The following is a 19,222-nucleotide window of genomic DNA, read 5'->3' as shown; positions in this document are numbered from 1 at the left end:
TCGCCCATGGGTATTCGGAGCATGCTGCGCAAGGTATTCGGCCGGGACCGCGAGGACACCCCGGCAACCTCCGTCCCGGCCCAGACGCGTGAGGCCTCCTCGTCCACGGACACCTCGACGCCCCCGGACACGAAGGAAGCCGAGGCCCGCCGCGCGGCGGACGACCTGGTGGCGGCGTCCTTCGACAACCCGCAGGTCCCGAAGGCCCGCAGCGGCGGAACGTCGGAGACGGTCGAGCCGACGGCGACGGCGGAGCCGGTAGCGGAGTCGGACACGGCGGAGACGGCTGAGCCGACGGGGCCGGTGGCGGAGTCGGACACGGCTGAGCCGACGGAGCCGGTGGCGGAGCCGGTGGCGGAGCCGGTGGCGGAGCCGGTGGCGGCAGAGTCGGCTGAGCCGGTGGCGACGGCTGAGCCGGCGGACGCGTCGGAGACGGCGACGGAGTCGGCTGCGCCGGCAGCGGACACGTCGGTCACGGCGGAGACCGCTGAGACGGCGGAGACGGCGGAGACGGCGACCGCCGAGGCGACGGCGGCGGATGCGCCCGAGGCCGCCGTGGAGACGGAGCCGGAGACCGCCACCGAGGCGAAGCCGGTCGAGGCACCGGAGGCGGAGGCGGAAGCGGAAGCGGAAGCGACCACCGAGGCGGTCGAGACCGAAGCCGCCGAACCGGCTGCGCCGCTTGAGGCCGAGGCCGACCCGGCGGAGCCCCAGGCCGCCACCGAGACGGCAGCCTACGCGGCCCCGACCACTCCGGCGGAGCCGGAGCCGACCGCTGCCACGGAGGACGCGACCGCGACCGCCCCGCAGGAGCGGGACGTGGAGCCGGAGGCCGAACCCGAGGCGACGGTCGCAGTCGAGGCTCCGGAGGAGCAGGCGGAGCCGGAGGCGGCGACTGCCGCCGAGGCCGAGAACGAGGCAGTCGCGGCGGACGCCGACGACGAGACCCCGGTCGCCACTGTGGTGGAGCGGGAGGCGGAGACGACCCCGGCCGCTCAGGACGCGGCGGAGCCGGAGGCGGCCACCGCTGCGGCGGACGCCGATGACACGACGACCCCGGTCGCCGAGGGCGAGGAGCCCGAGGCACTCGTCGCGGCGAACGAGGTGGACGCGGCCGAGGCCGAGGCGGCAGCTGCCGCGGAGTCGGTCGTCGCGTCCGACACCGACACGAACCCGGCCGAGGCTGCCGTCGTCGACGCCGACACGAACCCGGCCGAGGCCGCCGTCGTCGACGCCGACACGAACCCGGCCGAGGCCGCCGTCGTCGACGCCGACACGAACCCGACCGAGGCCGCCGTCGTCGACGCCGACACGAACCCGGCCGAGGCCGCCGTCGTCGACGCCGACACGAACCCGACCGAGGTCAAGGCCGAGGTCGAGGCCCAGGCCCAGGCCGAGGCCCAGGCCCAGGCCCAGGCCGAGGCCCAGGCCGAGGTCGAGACCGCCATCACCGAGACGCAGGTCGGCGAAGCCGACACCGCGGTCGAGGCTCCGGAGGAGCAGACGGGCACGGCAGAGCCCGAGGCGGCGAATGCCGCAGAGGCCGTCGTCGCGGCCGATGCCGACACGAACCCGGCCGAGGCCGAAGCCGAGGTTGCCGACGCCACCACCGAGACGCAGGTCGGCGAAGCCGACACCGCGGTCGAGGCTCCGGAGGAGCAGGCGGCCGGCGGCGAAGCCGCGCCGGGCAGCGACACGGACGCGGACGCCGACGCCGCGCCCGCGCTCGCCCTCGCCCGCCTCAAGGCCGCCGCCCCGCACCTCGCCGACGCCTACAAGGCGGCCGGGGCCGTGCTGAAGAAGCAGGGGCTCACCGGGGCGCGGGCCGCCGTGTACCTCGTCGTGGACCGTTCCGGTTCGATGCGCGGGTACTTCAAGGACGGCTCCGTGCAGCGCCTCGCCGAGCAGACCGTCGCCCTCGCCGCGCACCTGGACGAGGCGGCCACCGTCACGACGGTGTTCTTCTCCACGGACATCGACGGCACCGTCGAGCTCGCCCCCGCCGACCTGACGCCCACCCGCGTCGAGGAGGTCAACGGCACGCTCGGCCGCCTGGGCCGGACGAACTACCACCGCGCGGTGGAGGAGGTCCTCGCGCACCACGAGAAGGCCGACCCGACGCGCCCGGCCCTGGTCGTGTTCCAGACGGACGGTGCTCCGGAGTCGAAGACGGCCGCCACGCAGGCCCTGGCCGAGGCGGCGGACCGCCCGCTGCACTGGCGGTTCGTGGCCTGGGGCGAGGAGGACAACAAGGCCTTCGACTACCTCCGGAAGCTCGACGGGACGCCCCGTACCGCCACGTACTTCGCGGGCCCTGCCCCGGTGGAGACGGCGCACCCGGCGTTCTACCGAGGCCTGCTCGACGGCCTGGAGCTCTGAGTCCGACCTGTCTCTCTAAGCGGCATCAGAGGTAGCAGCAACACCAGCGGCATCAACGGTGGCGGTGACCGGCAAGGTCACCGCCACCACCAGCCCGCCCCCCGCGTCCGCGCCCCGCGCGACGGCCGCCACGCTCCCGCCGTGGGCGACGGCGATCGACCGCACGATGGAGAGCCCGAGCCCGGCGCCCGGCCCCATGCGGTCCCGCCCCTCGCCGCGCCGGAAGGGCTCGAAGAGCCCGTCGACCTGGTCCGGCGGGACGACCGGCCCGGTGTTGACGACGGTCAGCACCCCGCCCTCCACCCGGACGGAGACGGTCCCGCCCTCCGGCAGGTTGTACGCGACCGCGTTGGCGACGAGGTTCCGGACGAGCTGCCCGAGCAGCACCCGGCTCCCCAGGACGACGCCCCCGTCGAGGACCACGTCGGCGTCCTCGTACTCCTCCGCGACGACCTCACCCAGCACCACCGCCTCCCGCTCCGCGAGCCCGCGCTCGCTCCGCGCGAGGAGGAGCAGCCCGTCGATGAGCCGTTCGCTGCGCCGGTTGGAGTCGAGGAGCACCTGCCGGACCTCGCAGTCGTCGTCGAGGCCGACCTGGATGGCGGCGCGCTGCGTGGCGAGCGGGGTCCGCAGCTCGTGGGAGGCGTTGGCGATGAACCGGCGCTGGCTGTCGAAGGCCGTCTGAAGGCGCCCGAGGAGCGCGTCGATGGTGTCGCCGAGCTCCTTCAGCTCGTCGTCGGGGCCGCTCGCGGCGATGCGTTCGTGCAGGTTCCGCTCGGAGAGCCGCCGCGCCCGGGCGGTCATGTCGTGGACGGGCCGCAGGACGCGCCCGGCGGTCCACCACCCGACGACGACCGCGCCGCAGGCCATGACGAGGAGGCCGAGGCAGGACCACATGAGCATCTGGTCGCCGGCGGCGTCGCTGATGTCGGCGCCGAGGCGGTACGCCTCCACGACGGCGATGTCGTCCGCGCGCGCGACGATCGCGTCGGTCTCCCCGTCCGTACCGGCTCTGACCAGCAGGTTCACCAGGAGGAGCAGGACGGCGCCGAGGACCAGGAAGACGCCGCCGTAGACGAGCGCGATGCGGGTCCGGATGGTGGACCCGGCCCCGAGCAGAGGCGGAGGGGACGAGGGAGGCCGGTTCACAGCACGTACCCCACACCTTGCAGGGTCCGGATGAGCACCGGCTCCCCGAGCTTGGCCCGCAGCTTGCTCATGCAGACGCGTACGGCCCCGGTGAAGGGGTCGGCGTGGGCGTCCCAGGCGCGTTCGAGGAGCTCCTCGGCGGAGACGACGGCGCCCTCGGCCTCCAGGAGGATCTGGAGGACGGAGAACTCCTTGGGGGACAGGTCGAGGTCCCTCCCGTCGCGGGTGGCGGTCCGCCGGACGGTGTCGACGAGCAGCCCGCCCCGTTCGAGGAGCGGCGGGAGGGCGGGGCGGGCGGAGCGCCGCCGCAGGGCCCGGACGCGGGAGACCAGCTCGGGGAACTCGAAGGGCTTGCCGAGGTAGTCGTCGGCGCCGAGGTCGAGGCCCTCGACGCGGTCCTCGACTGCGGTGGCGGCGGTCAGCATGAGGATCCGGACCGGGGAGCCGGCGGCGACGAGGCGGCGGGCGACCTCGTCGCCGTGGACGCGGGGCAGGTCGCGATCGAGGACGAGGACGTCGTACGCGTACAGGTCCATCCGCTCCAAGGCCTCGTCGCCGCCGTGGACGGTGTCGACGGCGAATCCGGCCCGGCGGAGGCCGATGGCGACGAGCCGGGCGAGGTCCCGCTCGTCCTCGGCGACGAGTACACGCATGGCCCCATCCTCCCCACCGCGGGCGGACCGCTTCTCCCCGCCCCCGCACCCCGCCGCCGGACACCGCCCGTCCCTCTGACCGGCGCCCGAGGTTTATCGATGTGAGTGGATCTTCGTACGACCGTTAGGATTTCGACCATGGCGGCCACTGGATCCGAGAAGCAGGGGGCGAAGGCGTTCTACGTCACGACCCCCATTTACTACGTCAACGACGCTCCTCACCTGGGCCACGCCTATACGACCGTCGCAGGCGACGTGCTCACGCGCTGGCACCGTCAGCGCGGCGAGAAGGTGTGGTACCTCACCGGCACGGACGAGCACGGTCAGAAGATCATGCGCACGGCCGAGGCGAACAACGTCACGCCCCAGGCCTGGTGCGACAAGCTCGTCGAGGAGGCGTGGAAGCCCCTCTGGGAGCACCTGAACATCGCGAACGACGACTTCATCCGCACCACGCAGAAGCGTCACACGGACCGCGTGCAGGAGTTCGTGCAGGACCTGTACGACAAGGGCGAGGTCTACAAGGGCGGCTACGAGGGCCCGTACTGCGTGGGCTGTGAGGAGTTCAAGCTCCCCGGCGACCTCATCGAGGCGGAGGACGGCACCAAGCTGTGCCCCGTCCACAAGAAGCCGGTGGAGATCCTCAAGGAGGAGAACTACTTCTTCAAGCTGAGCGAGTACGGCCCGAAGCTGCTGGAGTTCTACGAGGCGAACCCGGGCTTCATCCAGCCGGAGTCGGCCCGCAACGAGGTCGTGAACTTCGTCAAGCAGGGTCTGGACGACCTCTCGATCTCGCGCTCGACGTTCGACTGGGGCGTCCCGGTCCCGTGGGACGACAAGCACGTGATCTACGTGTGGATCGACGCGCTCCTGAACTACGCGACGGCCGTCGGCTACAACGAGAACCCGGCGAAGTTCGACGAGACGTTCCCGGCGAACGTGCACCTCATCGGCAAGGACATCCTCCGCTTCCACGCGGTGATCTGGCCCGCGATGCTGATGGCGCAGGGTCTGCCGGTCCCGGGCCGGGTCGCGGCCAACGGCTGGCTGATGGTCGGCGGCGAGAAGATGTCGAAGTCGAACCTGACCGGCATCAAGCCGCAGGACCTGACCTCGCACTTCGGCGTGGACGCGTACCGCTGGTACTTCCTGCGGGCGATCGCGTTCGGCCAGGACGGTTCGTTCTCGTGGGAGGACTTCACCGCCCGGTACACGTCGGAGCTGGCGAACGACTACGGCAACCTCGCCTCGCGCGTGGCGGCGATGGTCGGCAAGTACTTCGGCGGCGAGCTGCCGGCCTCGGCGGCCGACGGCGACGCGGAGAAGGCGATCCACGAGGGCCTGGCCAAGGCCGTCGCGACGGCCGACGCGAAGATCGGCGAGGAGCTGGACTTCCAGGGCGGCATCCTGGCGATCTTCGACTTCGTGAAGCAGGTCAACGGCTACATCACGGAGCAGGAGCCGTGGAAGGTCGCGAAGGACGAGTCGGAGGAGGGCAAGGCCCGCCTGGCGACCATCCTCTACACGGCCGCCGAGTCCCTCCGCGCCGTCGCGGTCCTGCTCAACCCGATCATGCCGGAGACCTCGCAGGCCCTCTGGGACTCCCTGGGCGCCGAGGCGTCCCTGGGCGCCCTGGCCGCGCAGCCGGTGCAGTCCTCCGGCACGTGGGGCCAGCTCCCGGCGGGCGCGACGGTGACGAAGGGCGCGGTGCTGTTCCCGCGTCTGGAGGAGAAGAAGGACTGACGTCCGTACGTGCGAAGGCCGCCGCCCCTGTTTCCGGGGCAGGCGGCCTTTCGCATGTCAGGCGAGGGCGAGGGCGGCGACGGCGGGGGCCATGTAGACGAGCGGGAAGGGCACGTGCCCGTAGGCGCGGGCGCGGATCACGGTGATCACGGCCCCGGCGAAGTACAGGATCAGCCCGATCGCGGCGAGGGTCCCGATCACCGGGACCCAGAACCCGACGACGAGCCCGACGGCCCCGGCGGCCTTGGCGGCCCCGAGCAGGTTCCACCACGACTCCGGCACGCCGTACGCGGCGAGGGGCTCGACGACGAACCTGGCGCGGAAGAAGACCGACGCCCCGGAGAACCCGGCCATGAACGCGGCGACGGCGGTGGCGACGACAGCGGTGGTGGACATCTCGGTGAACATCGCGACGGCTCCTTCAGCCTCTCCGGTGTCCGCCTCGACCGAGCCGGACACAGCACTGACGGAACCCGAGCGGGATGTGTGACGGCCCGAGCGAAAAACTTCAGTGGAGTTCAGTGGACCCAGTTCTTCAACGGTTCCGTGTCCAGCTCCATCCCGACCGGCTCCGGCAGGGTGACCGTCTTGCCGAAGGGCACCGTCACGACCATCTCGTACCGCTCGCCGTCCGGCTGGGAGTGGACCTTCACCTCACCTGCGGTCCTGTCGATCAGGAGGTAGACGGGAATCCCCGTCTCGGCATAGGCATGCGGCTTCTCCACCCGGTCACGCCGCCCGGTGTCCGAGTCGCCGGACGTGACCTCGACGGTCATGAGAACCCCGTCGGGACTGGCCCACTCGCCCTGCCCGACGAATGTGTCGCTCGGCGCGAGGCAGCCGTCGGGACGGGCATTGCCCTTGCGGTACTTCTCGATCCTCAGCCCTTGATCGGGATAGAGCCACCAGCCGGCGTCGACCTGAATGCACAGGCGCGTGAGCCACTCGATGATCCGCCCGTGGTCGCCGTCCGGCAACGCCTTCTCCTCGATCTTCCCGTGGATGAATTCAAGGCGCAGGGATTCGTCCACGCGCTCGCCGAGACGGGCGAGTTCCTCGAACCCCTCCTGCGTCAGGACGCTCACGGCAGACTCCTCCTGGATCGGTGGTGCCTTCCACGGTACGGGCTCCCCGGCCCGCGTGGCCGGGTTCGTCGCTGTCGCCATGACAGGCACGTTGGCATATGCCGGCACCCCGGGATCCGGGAATCCCCGGCCTTCACCCCTGTGGGTGACGCCGTGCGTCGAGTTCATCGACCCGCCCCACGGTGCGCCCCCGATCGCACACCTCGCACCCGCACCGAGGGTTCCGGTCTCCGCGCGGGTAAGGTCCCCATTCGTTCGATCGTCTGATCGATTCCTTCACCCCGGGGGGGTCTACCAGCCATGTCCACATCGAAGCCCTCGCCGAGTCGCAGATCGGCTCTCGCCGTCCTCGCCGGAGTGGCGGCGGGCGGTTCGTTGCCCTTCGCCGTCGCCCCCTCGGCCAACGCCGCCGCACCGACCGGCACCAACGCCCCCGCCGCCACGTCGGCCGGCACGACGGTCCCCATGGCGCCCGGCGGAAAGCTGCCGATGGTGGCCGATCCCGGCGACCCGTGGCACTTCACCGCCCATCCGTCCGGGGCGCTGACCACCCGCGTCCTCTCCGGCACCCCCGCGTGCCTGGAGGTGTCCGACGGCACCGGGGTGCTCGCCACCCTGACCACCGGTGCCAAGACGGTGACGGTGCGCGGCCCGAAGCGCTGGTTCACCGAACAGAAGAAGCCCTTCGCCGACGGCTTCGCCCGTACGACCACCACCGGCTGGGGCACCTCCCCCGGCGGCGGCACCTGGACCCGTCACAACGGCGTGGCCGGGGACTACTTCCTGGAGTCCGGCCGGGCCGTCGTCAACCTCACCGCGAGCAACGCGAGCCGGCACGTCTTCCTCTCCGACCAGCGGGTCGGGGACTTCGACGCCGCCGCCCGTTTCTCCTTCGACAAGGTCCCCACCGGCGCACCCGTCTCACTGGCGCTCTCGTTCGGGGTCCAGGACGTCGACAACCACTACCGGGCCCGCCTTGAGGTGACCCCGGCCAAGGACGTCCGACTGGTCCTGGAGAAGGAACTCGCCGACGTCTCCGGCACCTTGAGCGCGGCCGTCACGGTCGGCACCGGATTCGCGGCCTTCGACCACTGGTGGGTCCAGGTGGAGAAGAGCGGTCCCGTGATCCGGGCCCGCGCCTGGCGCGACGGCATGACCACGCCGGACACCTGGCACCACAGCGTGCGCGACCCCGAGCAGCAGCCGGACAAGGTCTTCGCCTCGGGCTCCCTCGGAGTCCGCGCCCTCGCCTCCCAGGGCGCCACGGTGCCGCTGGAGGCCCGGATCTACGACTTCGTGGTCACCTCCGCCGACTGGGCGGACCCGCCGGTGGTCTGCCACGACACCTGGGTACGGGTCCTTCCCGAACCCTTCGACGGCACCTGGACCCCGGCGCTGGAGCAGCGCGTCCGCGCCTGGGCCGCAGACACCTCGCCCGACGCACTCGCGTACGCCTCCATGTTCCGTCCCCACGCGCCCGCCGTCACCGACCCCGCGCTCCAGGGCGCCCAGGTGCTGGGCACGTCCGGGTACAGCGAGACGGACGAAGCCGGCCTGCGCTACGTCGGCGCCGACTTCCACGAGTACATGGGACTCGCCTGGACCTTCCCGGCCAGTGGCGAGAGCACCGGGACCCCGGAGGCGCGGTGGAAGGGCAATCTCGACTGCTCGGGCTTCGTCCGCATGGTCTACGGCCACCACATGGGCATCCCGATGGTCCTCTACAAGGACTACGACGGCCGCAACCTGCCCCGCACCTCGAAGAGGCAGGCCACGAACGGCCCCGGCACGGTCGTGGCCTCGGGCACCGACGCGCCGCCCTCACTCACCGCACTGCGCATCGGTGACGTGGTGTTCTTCGACGCCACCACCGACCCCGACGACCCGGAGGCCACCGCCGGTGTGGTCGACCACACCGGCATCTACGTCGGGCAGGACCAGCACGGCGGTCTGCGTTTCGTGTCCAGTCGCAGGACCCCGAACGGGCCGACCATGGCCGACCTCGGCGCCAAGTCGATCCTGAACGGCGCGGCGACCGACCTGTACACCAAGTCCCTGCGCATGATCCGGCGATTCTGAGCCGGGCCGCCCGCGCCCCGTCTCCGGTGCGGACCGGGGTGCGGGGCGGGGGCGGTCGGCCGGTCGGTCGGTCGGTCGATCGGTCGGTCGGTCGGTGCGATCAGTGGCCCGACGCGTACGAGACGAAACCCGCCCAGGCGGCCGGCGACAGCGCGAGCTGGGGACCGGAGAGGTTCTTGGAGTCGCGGACGTGGACGGTGGCGGGGGTGGTGGCGATCTCGATGCAGGAGTCGCCCTCGCTGCTGCTGCTGTAGCTGCTCTTGAACCACGCCAGTTCGGAGGCGTCCCCGGCCGAGGTGTTGCGGATCATGTCTCTCCCAGCAGTTGCTCAATGAAGGCAATCGACTCACGCGGAGTGAGGGCCTGAGCCCGGATGATGCCATACCGCAACTCCAGGATATGGAGCTGTTTCGGCTCGGTCACGGGCCGTCCGTTGGCCACTGCCGCAGAGCGTCCCACCGCCGAGCCGTCACCGAACTTCAGCACCTCGATGCCGCCCGCCAGTCCGGCGTGCTCCTCCCGGTCCATCGGCATCACCTGAAGCTCGACATTCCGCAGCTGCCCAACCTCCAACAGACGCTCCAGCTGGGCCCGCAGCAGACCCCGTCCGCCCAGCGGACGACGAAGCGTCCACTCCTCCAGGACGAAGCTGAGTTCGGGGGCGGGATCGCGCTGGAAGATGCTCTGCCGGGCCACCCGCCCGGCTGCCATCCGCTCCACCTCGTCCTGCGTATACGCCGGCCGTCGCATCAACAGCAGCCCACGGGCGTACTCCGGCGTCTGCAAAAGGCCGTGGATGTTGAGCGGGTCGTAGAGCTGGATCTCGACCGCCTTCGCCTCCATCTTCGCCAACGCCCGCACCTTCTTCGGGTACCGGACCTTCGCCACGTCCTCCTTCATCGCCGAGAGCAGCCCCCCAGCCCCCAAGACCTCGTCCGCCCTGTCCAGGAACTCGGGGCGCGGGATCCGCTTCCCGCTCTCGATCTTGTAGATGAGGTCCTCGCCGTACCCGGTGGCCGTCCCGAGCTCGGCGGCCCGCATCCCCACCGCTTCCCTCCGCAGCCTCAACTGCCGTCCCACGGTGGCGACGACGGCCACACCCCAGTCATCGTCCGGGTCGACCTCCCACCCCGGCTCGTCCGCCTCGGTCTTGAGTCGCTGCGCCCCACCGTCCACCGACATACCGCACCCTTCCCTCGCCCCTTCGTGGCGCGATGCCCCTACCCCTGCGGCGGGTCCGGACAGCCCGGACAGCAGTGGACAAGCTCCGGACAGTGACTCTACGCATCGGCGACGTCACTGTTCACGGTAACCGGGGACGGCCACGCTCGGACCCATGAGCCAGCACACCACCACCCAAGTCCCCTCCCTCACGCCCACTTCAGCGTGCTCCTGTCCCCCACGCCACGCGGGGCACGACTGGCCCGGCTACTGGCCGTCGAGTGGATGCGGGATCACGAGGTGGTGCCGTACGGAGTGACGGAGGCGGCAGCGCAGGTCGTCGCGGAGCTGGCCACGAACGCAGCAACGCACGGACGGGTACCCGGCCGGAGCTTCCGGCTGGCGCTCATCGCCCGCGAGGAAGTCCTGCGGATCGAGGTCACGGACACCCGGAGGGAGAGCGTTCCCCGCACCCAACAGACCTGCTCCGAAGGCGACTCCGGACGCGGACTGCTCCTCGTCGAGGCACTGGCCGACCGATGGGGCATCGAGCTCGGCCCCGTACCCAGGAAGACGGTCTGGGCGGAGCTCACCCTGCCACCACGCTCCTGACCTGCGAAGAAGAGGTGGTCACCGAACTCTGGGAACGCGGAGTTCGGCGGGGCGGACGGTCTCCTCAAGGACGACCACAGAGAGAAAGAACCCGAACCAAACCCCACCCCTCCGCCCCGCTGGGGCAGGACTCACTCGCTTGAGTGAAAAACCCCAAATCGGCTGGCTATAGGGCAGGTTGCTTGATCTACGCTCAGCGCGACACACCACACAACTGCTGACATGCGTCGGCCCCCGCCGGGACGGCAATCCCAATGCGAGGGCCTGACCACCGAGGAAGAGAACGACTTCCCGATGGATACCCAAAACACTAGCGCGCGCCCGTACGCCGAGTCCCGTAACGACGGGAAAAACCACCCCTCCCGGGGTACGGCCGGACGCACGGGCGGCGTCATCCACGACAACACCCGCCACACCACCCGCTTCACGGTGGTCGGCAACCATCTGGCCCAACACATCGAGCTGTCGCTGACGGCGATCGGCCTGGCAGTCCACATCCAATCCCTCCCCGGCGGCGCACGGGTCGACATCGACACCCTCGCGGCCCGCTTCCCCGAGGGAAAGACCAGGATCGCCAACGCCCTGCGCGAGCTGGAGGCCCACGGCTACCTGCGGCGGACGCGCATCCGCACGGAACAGGGCCGCATGGTCACCCGTACGGTCTCCTGCAACCGCCCGGGCCGGACGGGAGGCGGAAACGAGCCGCCGCCGCAACCCCCGCCCCGGCGCACCACGGAGAAACCACCACGCCGCCGCGCCCTGCCGGCCGTACCGGCGCCCGTGTACCCCACCCCGGATCTCCTAGAGACGGCCCTGGGTGTCCTCTCCGGCCTCCGTCGCACGGACCCGCGACTCCTGGTCTCCGCGACGGACGCGGAGCACCTCGTCCCGGGCGTGGCCGCCTGGCTGGAACGCGACCTCACGCCCGAGGCGGTCCACCGCGCCCTGACCCACGGCCTACCGCCGGAACCCCTGCACCGCCCGGCCGCGCTCCTGGCCCACCGCATCACGGCCCAGCTCCCACCCCTGCCCCCCTTCCGCACCCCACGCGAGGACCCGGCCTCCCGGCACCCCCTCCAGAACTGCGACACGTGCGACCGCGCCTACCGAGGTCCGGAACCGGGAACCTGCACCGGCTGCACGCGCAGCCCGTGACACCCGTGGAGACGCCCTGGTGTCAGAGGACACTGGCAGGATCGCCTCTGTGAACGCCATACGCACCACCCCGTCGCGGCCGTTCGACGTGGCGGCGGTCTTCCCCCAACTGGCCCCGCTGGCACGCACGACGACCCGGCTGCATCCCCGCCCCGGCTCGCCGTCACCGTACGAGAGCTCGATCGGTGGACCGCTGCTGTGGCCTTCCGGGCAACCATGGCTGTACTGCGACAAGTGGCACGAGGGTCCGGTCTCCCCCCTCCTGCCCGTGGCCCAGCTGTACGCACGCGACGTGCCGCAGCTACGGCCGCCCGGACGGACAGACCTGCTGCAGGTGCTGTGGTGTCCCTCGGAGCACCCGCCGGAGTACAAGCCTCCGACGCAACTGTTCTGGCGGACCGCCTCCGACGTCGGCCATGTCCTCGCCTCGCCGCCCAAGCCGTCCGACGTGCAGTACGGCTATGCGCCGGAGCCGTGTGTGCTCGCACCGGAGCAGGTCACCGAGTACCCCGACTTCTTGGAACTGAGCAAGGAGTTGCAGGAGCAGCTCAGCGACTGGAGCGCATGGCAGGCGGCCGGCGTCGAGCTGGATGAGTCCTTTGAGGAGGCGCCGGAGGAGTTCTACGACAACGAGCTGTCCGTCGCCCCCGGATGGAAGGTCGGTGGCTGGCCCCCGTGGGGCCTCACCGATCCCTACCCCCGGTTCTGCATCAACTGCGGCACGGCGATGAGTCCGCTGCTGACCATCGCCTCGTCCGAATGCCGTGACTACAGGAGGAGTTGGGTTCCGCACGAGGAGCAATCCATCGCTGTGCTCGACGACGACATCGTGTCGAACCCGCCCGGCATTCAGGTCTCCGACGCGAATCACCTGCAGCTCTACGTCTGCCGGACGTGCTCCACGCATACCGACCTGATCCAGTAGGCCTCGACAGGAGTACACCCCTCAGATGGACGAAATGGAATTCGGCGAGCTCCAGATCCATTCCGTGGAGCAGGAGGGCCCTGACGGAGGGATCTGTCTCGCTCGGGTCATCGGGGGCATCGTCCGGACCGGGCAGTCATGCGCCCTGGAGGCGGACAACGATCCGCGTAGGTTCGCCATCGCCCGGCTCGAGAAATACGGTCGCCCGATGGACTTCATGGACCCTCCGCACTCCGTGGTGGTCCACCTGACCGGCGGCTCCCTCACCGGGCTCGGGTGCGACGATGTGCTGGTGTGCCGACCCGACGTCGACGATGAGGATGGGGAGGCTCCGACGCGTGTCGGAGCTCTTTGAACTGGCCGGAAAGACGCTCAGCGAACTGGGTTCACCGAGCTCTTTCAGAGTGGCCGCGCCGGCCCCTGGGTGACCACGCCCATCAGACGGCTCCCGAACCGGGAGCTCACCACGACCCAGAAGACGATCAACCGAGCCCCGTCAACGGCGCGGGCACCGGTCGAACGCAGCATCGCAAGGCTGAAGACCTGGCGCATCTTCCGCAAAGCCCGCTGCAGCCCCAACCGCATGACCACCATCGCCGCAGCCATCCTCACCCTGGAACGTCAACGCTGAAAACGCTCACTGACTCCCTTGAGCCGGGGGCGAGTCCGTGTGATCGGATAGAGCTCGTAGGGTCGCCACATAATGGCCCAACCTCAAGTGAGGACAATCGTGTCGGATTTCATGACAGCGGCGAGAGCCGAGCGGCCGGAGAATCCAGAACTCCTCAAGGCCGCAGCCATCGATCTGGAGGCGTTCGGCCCGGACTGGGATGACGTCGCAGCAGAGTTGGAGAAGCGAGCGGCCGACCTGGAGCGGGGCGCAGGCGAGAGGTAACTGAGCGTTTTCAGCGTTGCCTCTCCAGGGTGAGTACCGCGGCGGCGATGTCCGTCATGCGGTTCGGACTGCAGCGGCTCCGGCGGAAGATCCGCCAGGACTTCAGTCGGGCGACGCCTCGTTCGACAGGAGCGCGGGTCTGGGCGAGTGCCCCGTTGGCCCTCACCTTGACCTGACCGGCGTCACCCGATCAGTGGCCACGCTGAAAACGCTCACTGATCCGAAGGATGGGACGTATGGAAACCAAGTATTACGTCGAATTCCTTCGGGATCTTCTGAGCCTCGACGAATCGGTGCGTACTGAGGCAAGCGACCGGGTTCAGGACTTCGTGAACCTGCTCTCCGGTACCCAGGCCAGAGTGGTAGGGGACTTGATCGCCATGCTAGCCCCGCGTGCGGAGTCCCGGGTGGCGCTGGAGGCGCTCCTGCACGCCCTGAGCGATCTCGACGGGTGCGGGAAGCCCGAAAAGGTAGATCTATCGCCCCTGAGAGAGATCCCGGAATCCGCGATCCACGTCGAGCACCGCGATTACATGGATGAATTCGCCCCGCGATGAGCACAGACGCGGCGAAGTAGACCGATCTGCTTGACTGGAACACCGAAGGGCCCGGGATCCGAGGATCCCGGGCCCTTCGGTCAAGCGTGCTGCTTACCGCGCCGCGTCCGGGTGGACCGCGTCCGTGACCGGGCGGTCCTCGGCCGGCTTCGGGGCGGCCTTCTCGACCGGCTTGCGGAGCTGGATGTTCAGTTCGCGCAGGCGGGACTCGTCGAGTTCCGTCGGGGCGCCCATCAGGAGGTCCTGGGCGTTGCCGTTCAGCGGGAAGGCGATCGTCTCGCGGATGTTGGGCTCGTCCGCGAGGAGCATCACGATGCGGTCGACGCCCGGGGCGATGCCGCCGTGCGGCGGGGCGCCGTACTCGAAGGCGCGGAGCATGCCCGCGAACTCGTGCTCGACCGTCTCGCGCGAGTAGCCCGCGATCTCGAAGGCCTTGAACATGATCTCGGGCTCGTGGTTACGGATCGCGCCCGAGGACAGCTCGATGCCGTTGCAGACGATGTCGTACTGCCAGCCGAGGACGTCCAGCGGGTCCTGGGTCTCCAGGGCCTCGATGCCGCCCTGCGGCATGGAGAACGGGTTGTGCGAGAAGTCGATCTTGCCGGTCTCCTCGTCCCGCTCGTACATCGGGAAGTCCACGATCCACGCGAAGCGGAAGACGTTCTCCTCGAACTGGCCGGCGCGCTTGGCGGCCTCGACCCGGACCGGGCCCATGATCTTGGAGACCTCGTCGAACTCGCCCGCGCCGAAGAAGATCGCGTGGCCCGGCTCCAGGCCGAGGCGCTCGGTGAGGACCTTGACGTTCTCCTCGGTGAGGAACTTGGCGATGGGGCCGGTGAGGGCGTTGCCGTCGCCGACGCGGACCCAGGCCAGGCCCTTCGCGCCGAGGGAGACCGCGAAGTCGCCGAGCTGGTCGAAGAACTTGCGCGGCTGGTCGCCCGTGTTCGGGACCGCGAGCGCGCGGACGTGCTTGCCGGCGAAGGCCTTGAACTCCGAGGCCTCGAAGACGTCGGAGATGTCGACGAGTTCGAGGGCGGTGCGCAGGTCGGGCTTGTCGTTGCCGTACTTCAGCATCGACTCGCGGAACGGGATGCGCGGGAAGGGGGACGTGACGTGACGCCCGCCGCCGAACTCCTCGAAGATCTCCGTCATCAGCTTCTCGATCGGCTGGAAGACGTCCTCCTGCTCGACGAAGCTCATCTCGACGTCGAGCTGGTAGAACTCGCCCGGCGAGCGGTCCGCGCGGGCGTCCTCGTCGCGGAAGCAGGGCGCGATCTGGAAGTAGCGGTCGAAGCCGGAGATCATCAGCAGCTGCTTGAACTGCTGCGGCGCCTGCGGCAGCGCGTAGAACTTGCCCGGGTTCAGTCGGGACGGGACGACGAAGTCGCGGGCGCCCTCGGGGGAGGTCGCGGCGAGGATCGGGGTCGCCATCTCGTTGAAGCCGAGGGCCACCATCTTCGAGCGGATGGAGGCGATGACGGCGGAGCGCAGCATGATGTTGCGGTGCATGCGCTCGCGGCGCAGGTCGAGGAAGCGGTACTCCAGGCGCCGCTCCTCGTTCACGCCGTCGTCGGTGTTGACGGTGAAGGGGATCTGCTTGGCCGCGCCCAGGACCTCGACCGTGGCGGCCTCGATCTCGATCTCGCCGGTGGGGAGCTCGGGGTTGACGTTCTCCGCGCCACGCGAGACGACCTTGCCGTCGACGCGGACGACGGTCTCCTTCGTCAGCTTGTCGAGGACCTCGGCCGCGGCGGTGCCGGGACGGGCGACGAGCTGCGTGATGCCGTAGTGGTCGCGCAGATCGATGAAGAGGATGCCGCCCAGGTCGCGCCGATTGTGCAGCCAGCCGCTCAGCCGGACGTCGGTGCCGACGTCAGAGGCGCGGAGCTCGCCGCAGGTGTGGGACCTGTACCGATGCATCGTCGTTCATCCAGTCTTCAGGATCGTGGGTGATGGTTCGCCACCCTGTGGCCCCTGTCACAGATGTCACAGGACACGCGGGCAGACCCACCCAGAGTACCGGCCGCCTCATGATCCCTTTTCGAATACGCTCAGTGGCGACCTGCTGTCCGACATTCATAAAGTGGGGCAATGCGCACCGAGGACGTCCTGGCCGCGATCGCGACCGGCCTGTGGCGCTGGGACAACGCGTCCGGGATCGTCTCGCTCGACGCCGAGGCGGCCCGGCTGCTCGGGCTGCCCGCCGAGCCGGTGCGGCTCAGTGAGGCGGCCGTGCGGTCCCGTTTTCACCCGGTCGACTGGAACGAGATCGACGGCGTCGTCAACCTGGCCGTCGCCGAGGGCACCCTCGCCGAGGCCCGGCTGCGGATCATGGACGAGCGCGGCCGGGTGATCCGTACCGTGCGGAGCAGGTCCAAGCCGCTCATCGAGGGCGACGACTACCAGCTGGTCGGCACCCTCCAGGAGGTCGCGGAGCAGCAGCCCGGGACCGCCGCGCACACCCCGATCACCGGCGACTGGCGCCGCTCCCGCGAGGCCTTCCTCCTCGACGCGGGGCGGGCCCTCGCCGAGGCCCGTTCGACGGCCGAGGTGCTGCGGGTGGCGGCCTCGCTGTCGATGCCCGGTTTCTCGCCGGACGGGCTCGCCGTCTTCGGCGTGGCGGGCGACCGGCTGACCGTCATCGGTCACCACGGGCACAGCCAGGGCGACGAGGGGCCGTTCTCGTCGATGGGTCTGGAGACCGACTACCCGGCGGCCGAGGTCGTACGGACCGGGCGCGCGATCTATCTGCCGACGCCCGACGAGTACCTGCGCCGCTACCCCATGACCTGGCCGCTCGCCCAGCGCTTCGGCCGTCGCTCCTGGGCGTTCGTGCCGCTGGTCGTCGCCGGGCGCACGATGGGCGCCTGGATGGCCGCCTTCCAGCACCCGGTGGCCTTCACGCCCGACGAGCGCTCCGTGCTCACGACGGTCGCGCGGATGCTCGCGCAGGCCCTCGCGCGCGCGGGCGTGGCCGAGTCGGAGCGCGAGCTGTCGCTCGGGCTCCAGCGGACGATGATGCCGGTCCTCGGCCCCGGCATCCCCGGCATCCAGGTCGCCGCCCGGTACGTGCCGACCGGCGGCGGGCTCCAGGTCGGCGGCGACTGGTACGACATGATCCGGCTGCCCGGCGGCACCACCCGGACCGGCGGGCGCGGCGCCGGGCGCATCGCCCTGGTCATCGGCGACGTCCAGGGCCACGACGTGCGGGCGGCCGGCCTCATGGGGCAGCTGCGGATCGCCCTGCGCGCGTACGCCTCCGAGGGCCACCGGCCGGACGCGGTGCTCTCGCGGGCCTCGCGCTTCCTGTACGGGATCACCGACGGGGACGACGCCGAGGGGAACGGCGGCCCGCGCTTCGCGACCTGCCTCTACCTGGAGGTCGACCTGGAGACGGGCACGGTCGACATCGCGCGGGCGGGGCATCCGGACCCGGCGGTACGGATGAACGACGGAACGGTTCTCCTGAGGCCCACGGCCGGCGGCCTGCCCCTCGGCATCGACCCCGACACCGACTACCCCACGACCCGGCTCACCCTGGACCCCGGCGAGACCCTGATGATCTGCACGGACGGCCTCCTGGAGACCGGCGGGCACGACCTGGACAGCGGCTGGGAGCGGGTCAAGGGGCTCCTGGAGTCCCATGACGGCGAGGACCTGGAGCAGCTCGCCGACACGCTCGTCGAGGCCGTCCACGGTCCCGGCTCGCACCACACCACGGGGCCGCTCGCCGACCGCCGCGAGGACGACATCGCGGTCCTGCTGCTCTCCCGCCGGCCCGCCGGCCCGCTGGCGGAGGCCCCGCGCCGGACCCTGATGACGATCGCCCAGGCGGAGCCGGAGCGGATCGCCGAGGCCCGCGAGCAGGTGCGGCAGCTGCTGCACGACTGGGCGGACGAGGAGCAGCTCGACTCGGCGGTCCTGATGGTCTCCGAGATGGTGACGAACGTCCTCGTCCACACGGACGGCGACGCGCTGCTGGTCGCCGAGGTCGCGTGCGGGGAGAAGTCGCGGCGGCTGCGGGTCGAGGTCTCCGACCAGAGCGACGAGCTGCCGCACAAGCGGCACCCGGGCGAGATGGCGTCGAGCGGCCGCGGGCTGCTGCTGATGGAGATGCTGGCGGACGCGTGGGGCTTTGACCCGCGGGGCGAGGGCAAGTCGATCTGGTTCGAGCTGAACGAGCCGACGACCGATCGTTAGACAACCGAAGAGTTAAGTAACATAATCCTTAGACATGGGAAAGACTTACGAACGCATCGACGGCCGCCTGCGCACCTTCATCGAGCAGCAGCCGGTCTTCTTCACCGCGACCGCCCCGCTGGACGGCGACGGCACGGTCAACCTCTCCCCCAAGGGCCTCAAGGGCTCCTTCGCGGTGCTCGACGAGCAGCGGATCGCCTACCTCGACTTCGCCGGCAGCACCGCCGAGACCGTCGCGCACCTCCGGGAGAACGGCCGCATCACGGTGATGTGGTGCGCCTTCCAGGGACCGCCCAACATCGTCCGGGTGCACGGCCGCGGCGAGCCCGTCTTCCGCGACGACCCGCGCTTCACGGAGCTGCTCGCCCACTTCCCCGACATCGACCCGAGCCTCCACGGGCTGCGCGCGATCATCGTGGTGACGGCCGAGCTCGTCCGCGACTCCTGCGGGTACGGGGTGCCCTTCATGTCGTACGACGCCGACCGCGACCTGCACGGCAGGCGCTTCGCGCGCGAGGACGACGCCTCGCTGAGCGCGTACTTCGCGAAGAAGGAGCACATCGCGCAGAGCATCGACGGCCTGCCGGGACTGCCCCTCCCGCTGCCGCCCGCCACCTTCTGAGCGACCG

Annotated in this window: 18 protein-coding genes and 2 pseudogenes; 12 read left to right on the top strand and 8 right to left on the bottom strand. The window is 70.4% G+C overall.

Annotated elements, in window-relative coordinates; genetic code table 11:
• Positions 1 to 21 precede the first annotated feature (21 nt).
• Complete coding sequence (locus ACF08F_RS01715) at positions 22 to 2,379, top strand: VWA domain-containing protein (RefSeq protein ID WP_392296501.1); 2,358 nt, start codon at positions 22 to 24, stop codon at positions 2,377 to 2,379.
• Between the two features lie 15 nt (positions 2,380 to 2,394).
• Here the strand turns inward: ACF08F_RS01715 and ACF08F_RS01710 are convergent, their stop codons facing one another.
• Both ACF08F_RS01710 and ACF08F_RS01705 read right to left on the bottom strand, forming a co-directional pair.
• Positions 2,395 to 3,528: a sensor histidine kinase gene (locus tag ACF08F_RS01710; RefSeq protein ID WP_392296500.1), complete on the bottom strand. Its 1,134-nt coding sequence runs from the start codon at positions 3,526 to 3,528 to the stop codon at positions 2,395 to 2,397.
• Positions 3,525 to 4,181 (bottom strand): response regulator transcription factor, encoded by a 657-nt coding sequence (locus tag ACF08F_RS01705; RefSeq protein ID WP_392296499.1) that lies wholly within the window; start codon positions 4,179 to 4,181, stop codon positions 3,525 to 3,527. The genes ACF08F_RS01710 and ACF08F_RS01705 overlap by 4 nt, the downstream gene beginning before the upstream one ends.
• 138 nt (positions 4,182 to 4,319) lie before the next feature.
• Between ACF08F_RS01705 and metG the strand changes: the two genes are divergently transcribed.
• Positions 4,320 to 5,924, top strand: coding sequence for a methionine--tRNA ligase (gene metG / locus ACF08F_RS01700; RefSeq protein WP_392296498.1), 1,605 nt, complete (start codon positions 4,320 to 4,322; stop codon positions 5,922 to 5,924).
• Between the two features lie 57 nt (positions 5,925 to 5,981).
• Here the strand turns inward: metG and ACF08F_RS01695 are convergent, their stop codons facing one another.
• Positions 5,982 to 6,332: a DoxX family protein gene (locus ACF08F_RS01695; protein ID WP_392296497.1), complete on the bottom strand. Its 351-nt coding sequence runs from the start codon at positions 6,330 to 6,332 to the stop codon at positions 5,982 to 5,984.
• A 110-nt stretch (positions 6,333 to 6,442) separates the two neighbouring features.
• Positions 6,443 to 7,009 carry a Uma2 family endonuclease gene (locus ACF08F_RS01690; RefSeq protein WP_392296496.1) on the bottom strand — a complete coding sequence of 189 codons (567 nt, stop codon included), beginning with the start codon at positions 7,007 to 7,009 and terminating at the stop codon, positions 6,443 to 6,445.
• A gap of 300 nt (positions 7,010 to 7,309) precedes the next feature.
• Here ACF08F_RS01690 and ACF08F_RS01685 point away from each other — a divergent pair, with 300 nt between their 5' ends.
• Positions 7,310 to 9,088 carry a C40 family peptidase gene (locus ACF08F_RS01685; protein ID WP_392296495.1) on the top strand — a complete coding sequence of 593 codons (1,779 nt, stop codon included), beginning with the start codon at positions 7,310 to 7,312 and terminating at the stop codon, positions 9,086 to 9,088.
• A gap of 100 nt (positions 9,089 to 9,188) precedes the next feature.
• On the opposite strand, the gene ACF08F_RS01680 is transcribed toward ACF08F_RS01685, so the two are convergent.
• Both ACF08F_RS01680 and ACF08F_RS01675 read right to left on the bottom strand, forming a co-directional pair.
• The gene (locus tag ACF08F_RS01680) at positions 9,189 to 9,398 is read right to left on the bottom strand and encodes a DUF397 domain-containing protein (protein ID WP_392296494.1); all 210 of its coding nucleotides are present in this window, start codon (positions 9,396 to 9,398) and stop codon (positions 9,189 to 9,191) included.
• Positions 9,395 to 10,270 carry a helix-turn-helix domain-containing protein gene (locus tag ACF08F_RS01675; RefSeq protein WP_392296493.1) on the bottom strand — a complete coding sequence of 292 codons (876 nt, stop codon included), beginning with the start codon at positions 10,268 to 10,270 and terminating at the stop codon, positions 9,395 to 9,397. Before ACF08F_RS01675 ends, ACF08F_RS01680 begins: the two co-directional genes overlap by 4 nt.
• A 264-nt stretch (positions 10,271 to 10,534) precedes the next feature.
• On the opposite strand from ACF08F_RS01675, the gene ACF08F_RS01670 reads away from it, so the two are divergent.
• From ACF08F_RS01670 to ACF08F_RS01645, 6 genes and pseudogenes are all read left to right on the top strand, one after another.
• Complete coding sequence (locus tag ACF08F_RS01670; RefSeq protein WP_392296492.1) at positions 10,535 to 10,861, top strand: ATP-binding protein; 327 nt, start codon at positions 10,535 to 10,537, stop codon at positions 10,859 to 10,861.
• A gap of 294 nt (positions 10,862 to 11,155) precedes the next feature.
• Positions 11,156 to 12,016 (top strand): helix-turn-helix domain-containing protein, encoded by an 861-nt coding sequence (locus ACF08F_RS01665; RefSeq protein ID WP_392296491.1) that lies wholly within the window; start codon positions 11,156 to 11,158, stop codon positions 12,014 to 12,016.
• Between the two features lie 49 nt (positions 12,017 to 12,065).
• On the top strand, positions 12,066 to 12,941 hold the full coding sequence (locus tag ACF08F_RS01660) for a hypothetical protein (RefSeq protein ID WP_392296490.1): 876 nt from the start codon (positions 12,066 to 12,068) through the stop codon (positions 12,939 to 12,941).
• A gap of 25 nt (positions 12,942 to 12,966) precedes the next feature.
• Positions 12,967 to 13,296: a hypothetical protein gene (locus ACF08F_RS01655; protein WP_392296489.1), complete on the top strand. Its 330-nt coding sequence runs from the start codon at positions 12,967 to 12,969 to the stop codon at positions 13,294 to 13,296.
• Positions 13,297 to 13,353: 57 nt separating this feature from the next.
• A pseudogene (locus ACF08F_RS01650) lies at positions 13,354 to 13,572 on the top strand (transposase family protein); the annotation flags it as partial.
• A 111-nt stretch (positions 13,573 to 13,683) separates the two neighbouring features.
• Positions 13,684 to 13,836, top strand: a complete 153-nt coding sequence (locus ACF08F_RS01645; RefSeq protein WP_392296488.1) for a hypothetical protein — start codon at positions 13,684 to 13,686, stop codon at positions 13,834 to 13,836.
• 10 nt (positions 13,837 to 13,846) lie between these two features.
• Here ACF08F_RS01645 and ACF08F_RS01640 read toward each other — a convergent pair.
• Positions 13,847 to 13,993 (bottom strand): annotated as a pseudogene (locus ACF08F_RS01640) (IS5/IS1182 family transposase); the annotation flags it as partial.
• A gap of 79 nt (positions 13,994 to 14,072) precedes the next feature.
• Here ACF08F_RS01640 and ACF08F_RS01635 point away from each other — a divergent pair.
• The gene (locus ACF08F_RS01635; protein ID WP_392296487.1) at positions 14,073 to 14,393 is read left to right on the top strand and encodes a hypothetical protein; all 321 of its coding nucleotides are present in this window, start codon (positions 14,073 to 14,075) and stop codon (positions 14,391 to 14,393) included.
• Positions 14,394 to 14,486: 93 nt separating this feature from the next.
• Here ACF08F_RS01635 and aspS read toward each other — a convergent pair whose 3' ends face one another.
• Entirely contained in the window at positions 14,487 to 16,313 is a 1,827-nt protein-coding gene (gene aspS / locus ACF08F_RS01630) for an aspartate--tRNA ligase (RefSeq protein WP_392296486.1), read from the bottom strand.
• Positions 16,314 to 16,484: 171 nt separating this feature from the next.
• Between aspS and ACF08F_RS01625 the strand changes: the two genes are divergently transcribed.
• Both ACF08F_RS01625 and ACF08F_RS01620 read left to right on the top strand, forming a co-directional pair.
• Complete coding sequence (locus ACF08F_RS01625) at positions 16,485 to 18,593, top strand: SpoIIE family protein phosphatase (RefSeq protein WP_392296485.1); 2,109 nt, start codon at positions 16,485 to 16,487, stop codon at positions 18,591 to 18,593.
• 34 nt (positions 18,594 to 18,627) lie between these two features.
• Positions 18,628 to 19,215: a pyridoxamine 5'-phosphate oxidase family protein gene (locus tag ACF08F_RS01620; RefSeq protein WP_392296484.1), complete on the top strand. Its 588-nt coding sequence runs from the start codon at positions 18,628 to 18,630 to the stop codon at positions 19,213 to 19,215.
• Positions 19,216 to 19,222 lie beyond the last annotated feature (7 nt).

The organism is Streptomyces sp. NPDC015130 (genome assembly GCF_043080005.1).
Classification (GTDB): Bacteria; Actinomycetota; Actinomycetes; order Streptomycetales; family Streptomycetaceae; genus Streptomyces.
The sequence above is the reverse complement of the archived record's forward strand: the minus strand, read 5'-3'. Positions and strand labels throughout refer to the sequence as shown.

Coding starts and splice junctions, on each gene's coding strand:
- ACF08F_RS01680 (WP_392296494.1), bottom strand. CDS start 9,398: ATGATCCGCAACACCTCGGCCGGGGACGCCTCCGAACTGGCGTGGTTC.
- ACF08F_RS01675 (WP_392296493.1), bottom strand. CDS start 10,270: ATGTCGGTGGACGGTGGGGCGCAGCGACTCAAGACCGAGGCGGACGAG.
- ACF08F_RS01705 (WP_392296499.1), bottom strand. CDS start 4,181: ATGCGTGTACTCGTCGCCGAGGACGAGCGGGACCTCGCCCGGCTCGTC.
- ACF08F_RS01655 (WP_392296489.1), top strand. CDS start 12,967: ATGGACGAAATGGAATTCGGCGAGCTCCAGATCCATTCCGTGGAGCAG.
- aspS (WP_392296486.1), bottom strand. CDS start 16,313: ATGCATCGGTACAGGTCCCACACCTGCGGCGAGCTCCGCGCCTCTGAC.
- ACF08F_RS01645 (WP_392296488.1), top strand. CDS start 13,684: ATGACAGCGGCGAGAGCCGAGCGGCCGGAGAATCCAGAACTCCTCAAG.
- ACF08F_RS01620 (WP_392296484.1), top strand. CDS start 18,628: ATGGGAAAGACTTACGAACGCATCGACGGCCGCCTGCGCACCTTCATC.
- metG (WP_392296498.1), top strand. CDS start 4,320: ATGGCGGCCACTGGATCCGAGAAGCAGGGGGCGAAGGCGTTCTACGTC.
- ACF08F_RS01625 (WP_392296485.1), top strand. CDS start 16,485: ATGCGCACCGAGGACGTCCTGGCCGCGATCGCGACCGGCCTGTGGCGC.
- ACF08F_RS01715 (WP_392296501.1), top strand. CDS start 22: ATGCTGCGCAAGGTATTCGGCCGGGACCGCGAGGACACCCCGGCAACC.
- ACF08F_RS01695 (WP_392296497.1), bottom strand. CDS start 6,332: ATGTTCACCGAGATGTCCACCACCGCTGTCGTCGCCACCGCCGTCGCC.
- ACF08F_RS01665 (WP_392296491.1), top strand. CDS start 11,156: ATGGATACCCAAAACACTAGCGCGCGCCCGTACGCCGAGTCCCGTAAC.
- ACF08F_RS01635 (WP_392296487.1), top strand. CDS start 14,073: ATGGAAACCAAGTATTACGTCGAATTCCTTCGGGATCTTCTGAGCCTC.
- ACF08F_RS01685 (WP_392296495.1), top strand. CDS start 7,310: ATGTCCACATCGAAGCCCTCGCCGAGTCGCAGATCGGCTCTCGCCGTC.
- ACF08F_RS01670 (WP_392296492.1), top strand. CDS start 10,535: ATGCGGGATCACGAGGTGGTGCCGTACGGAGTGACGGAGGCGGCAGCG.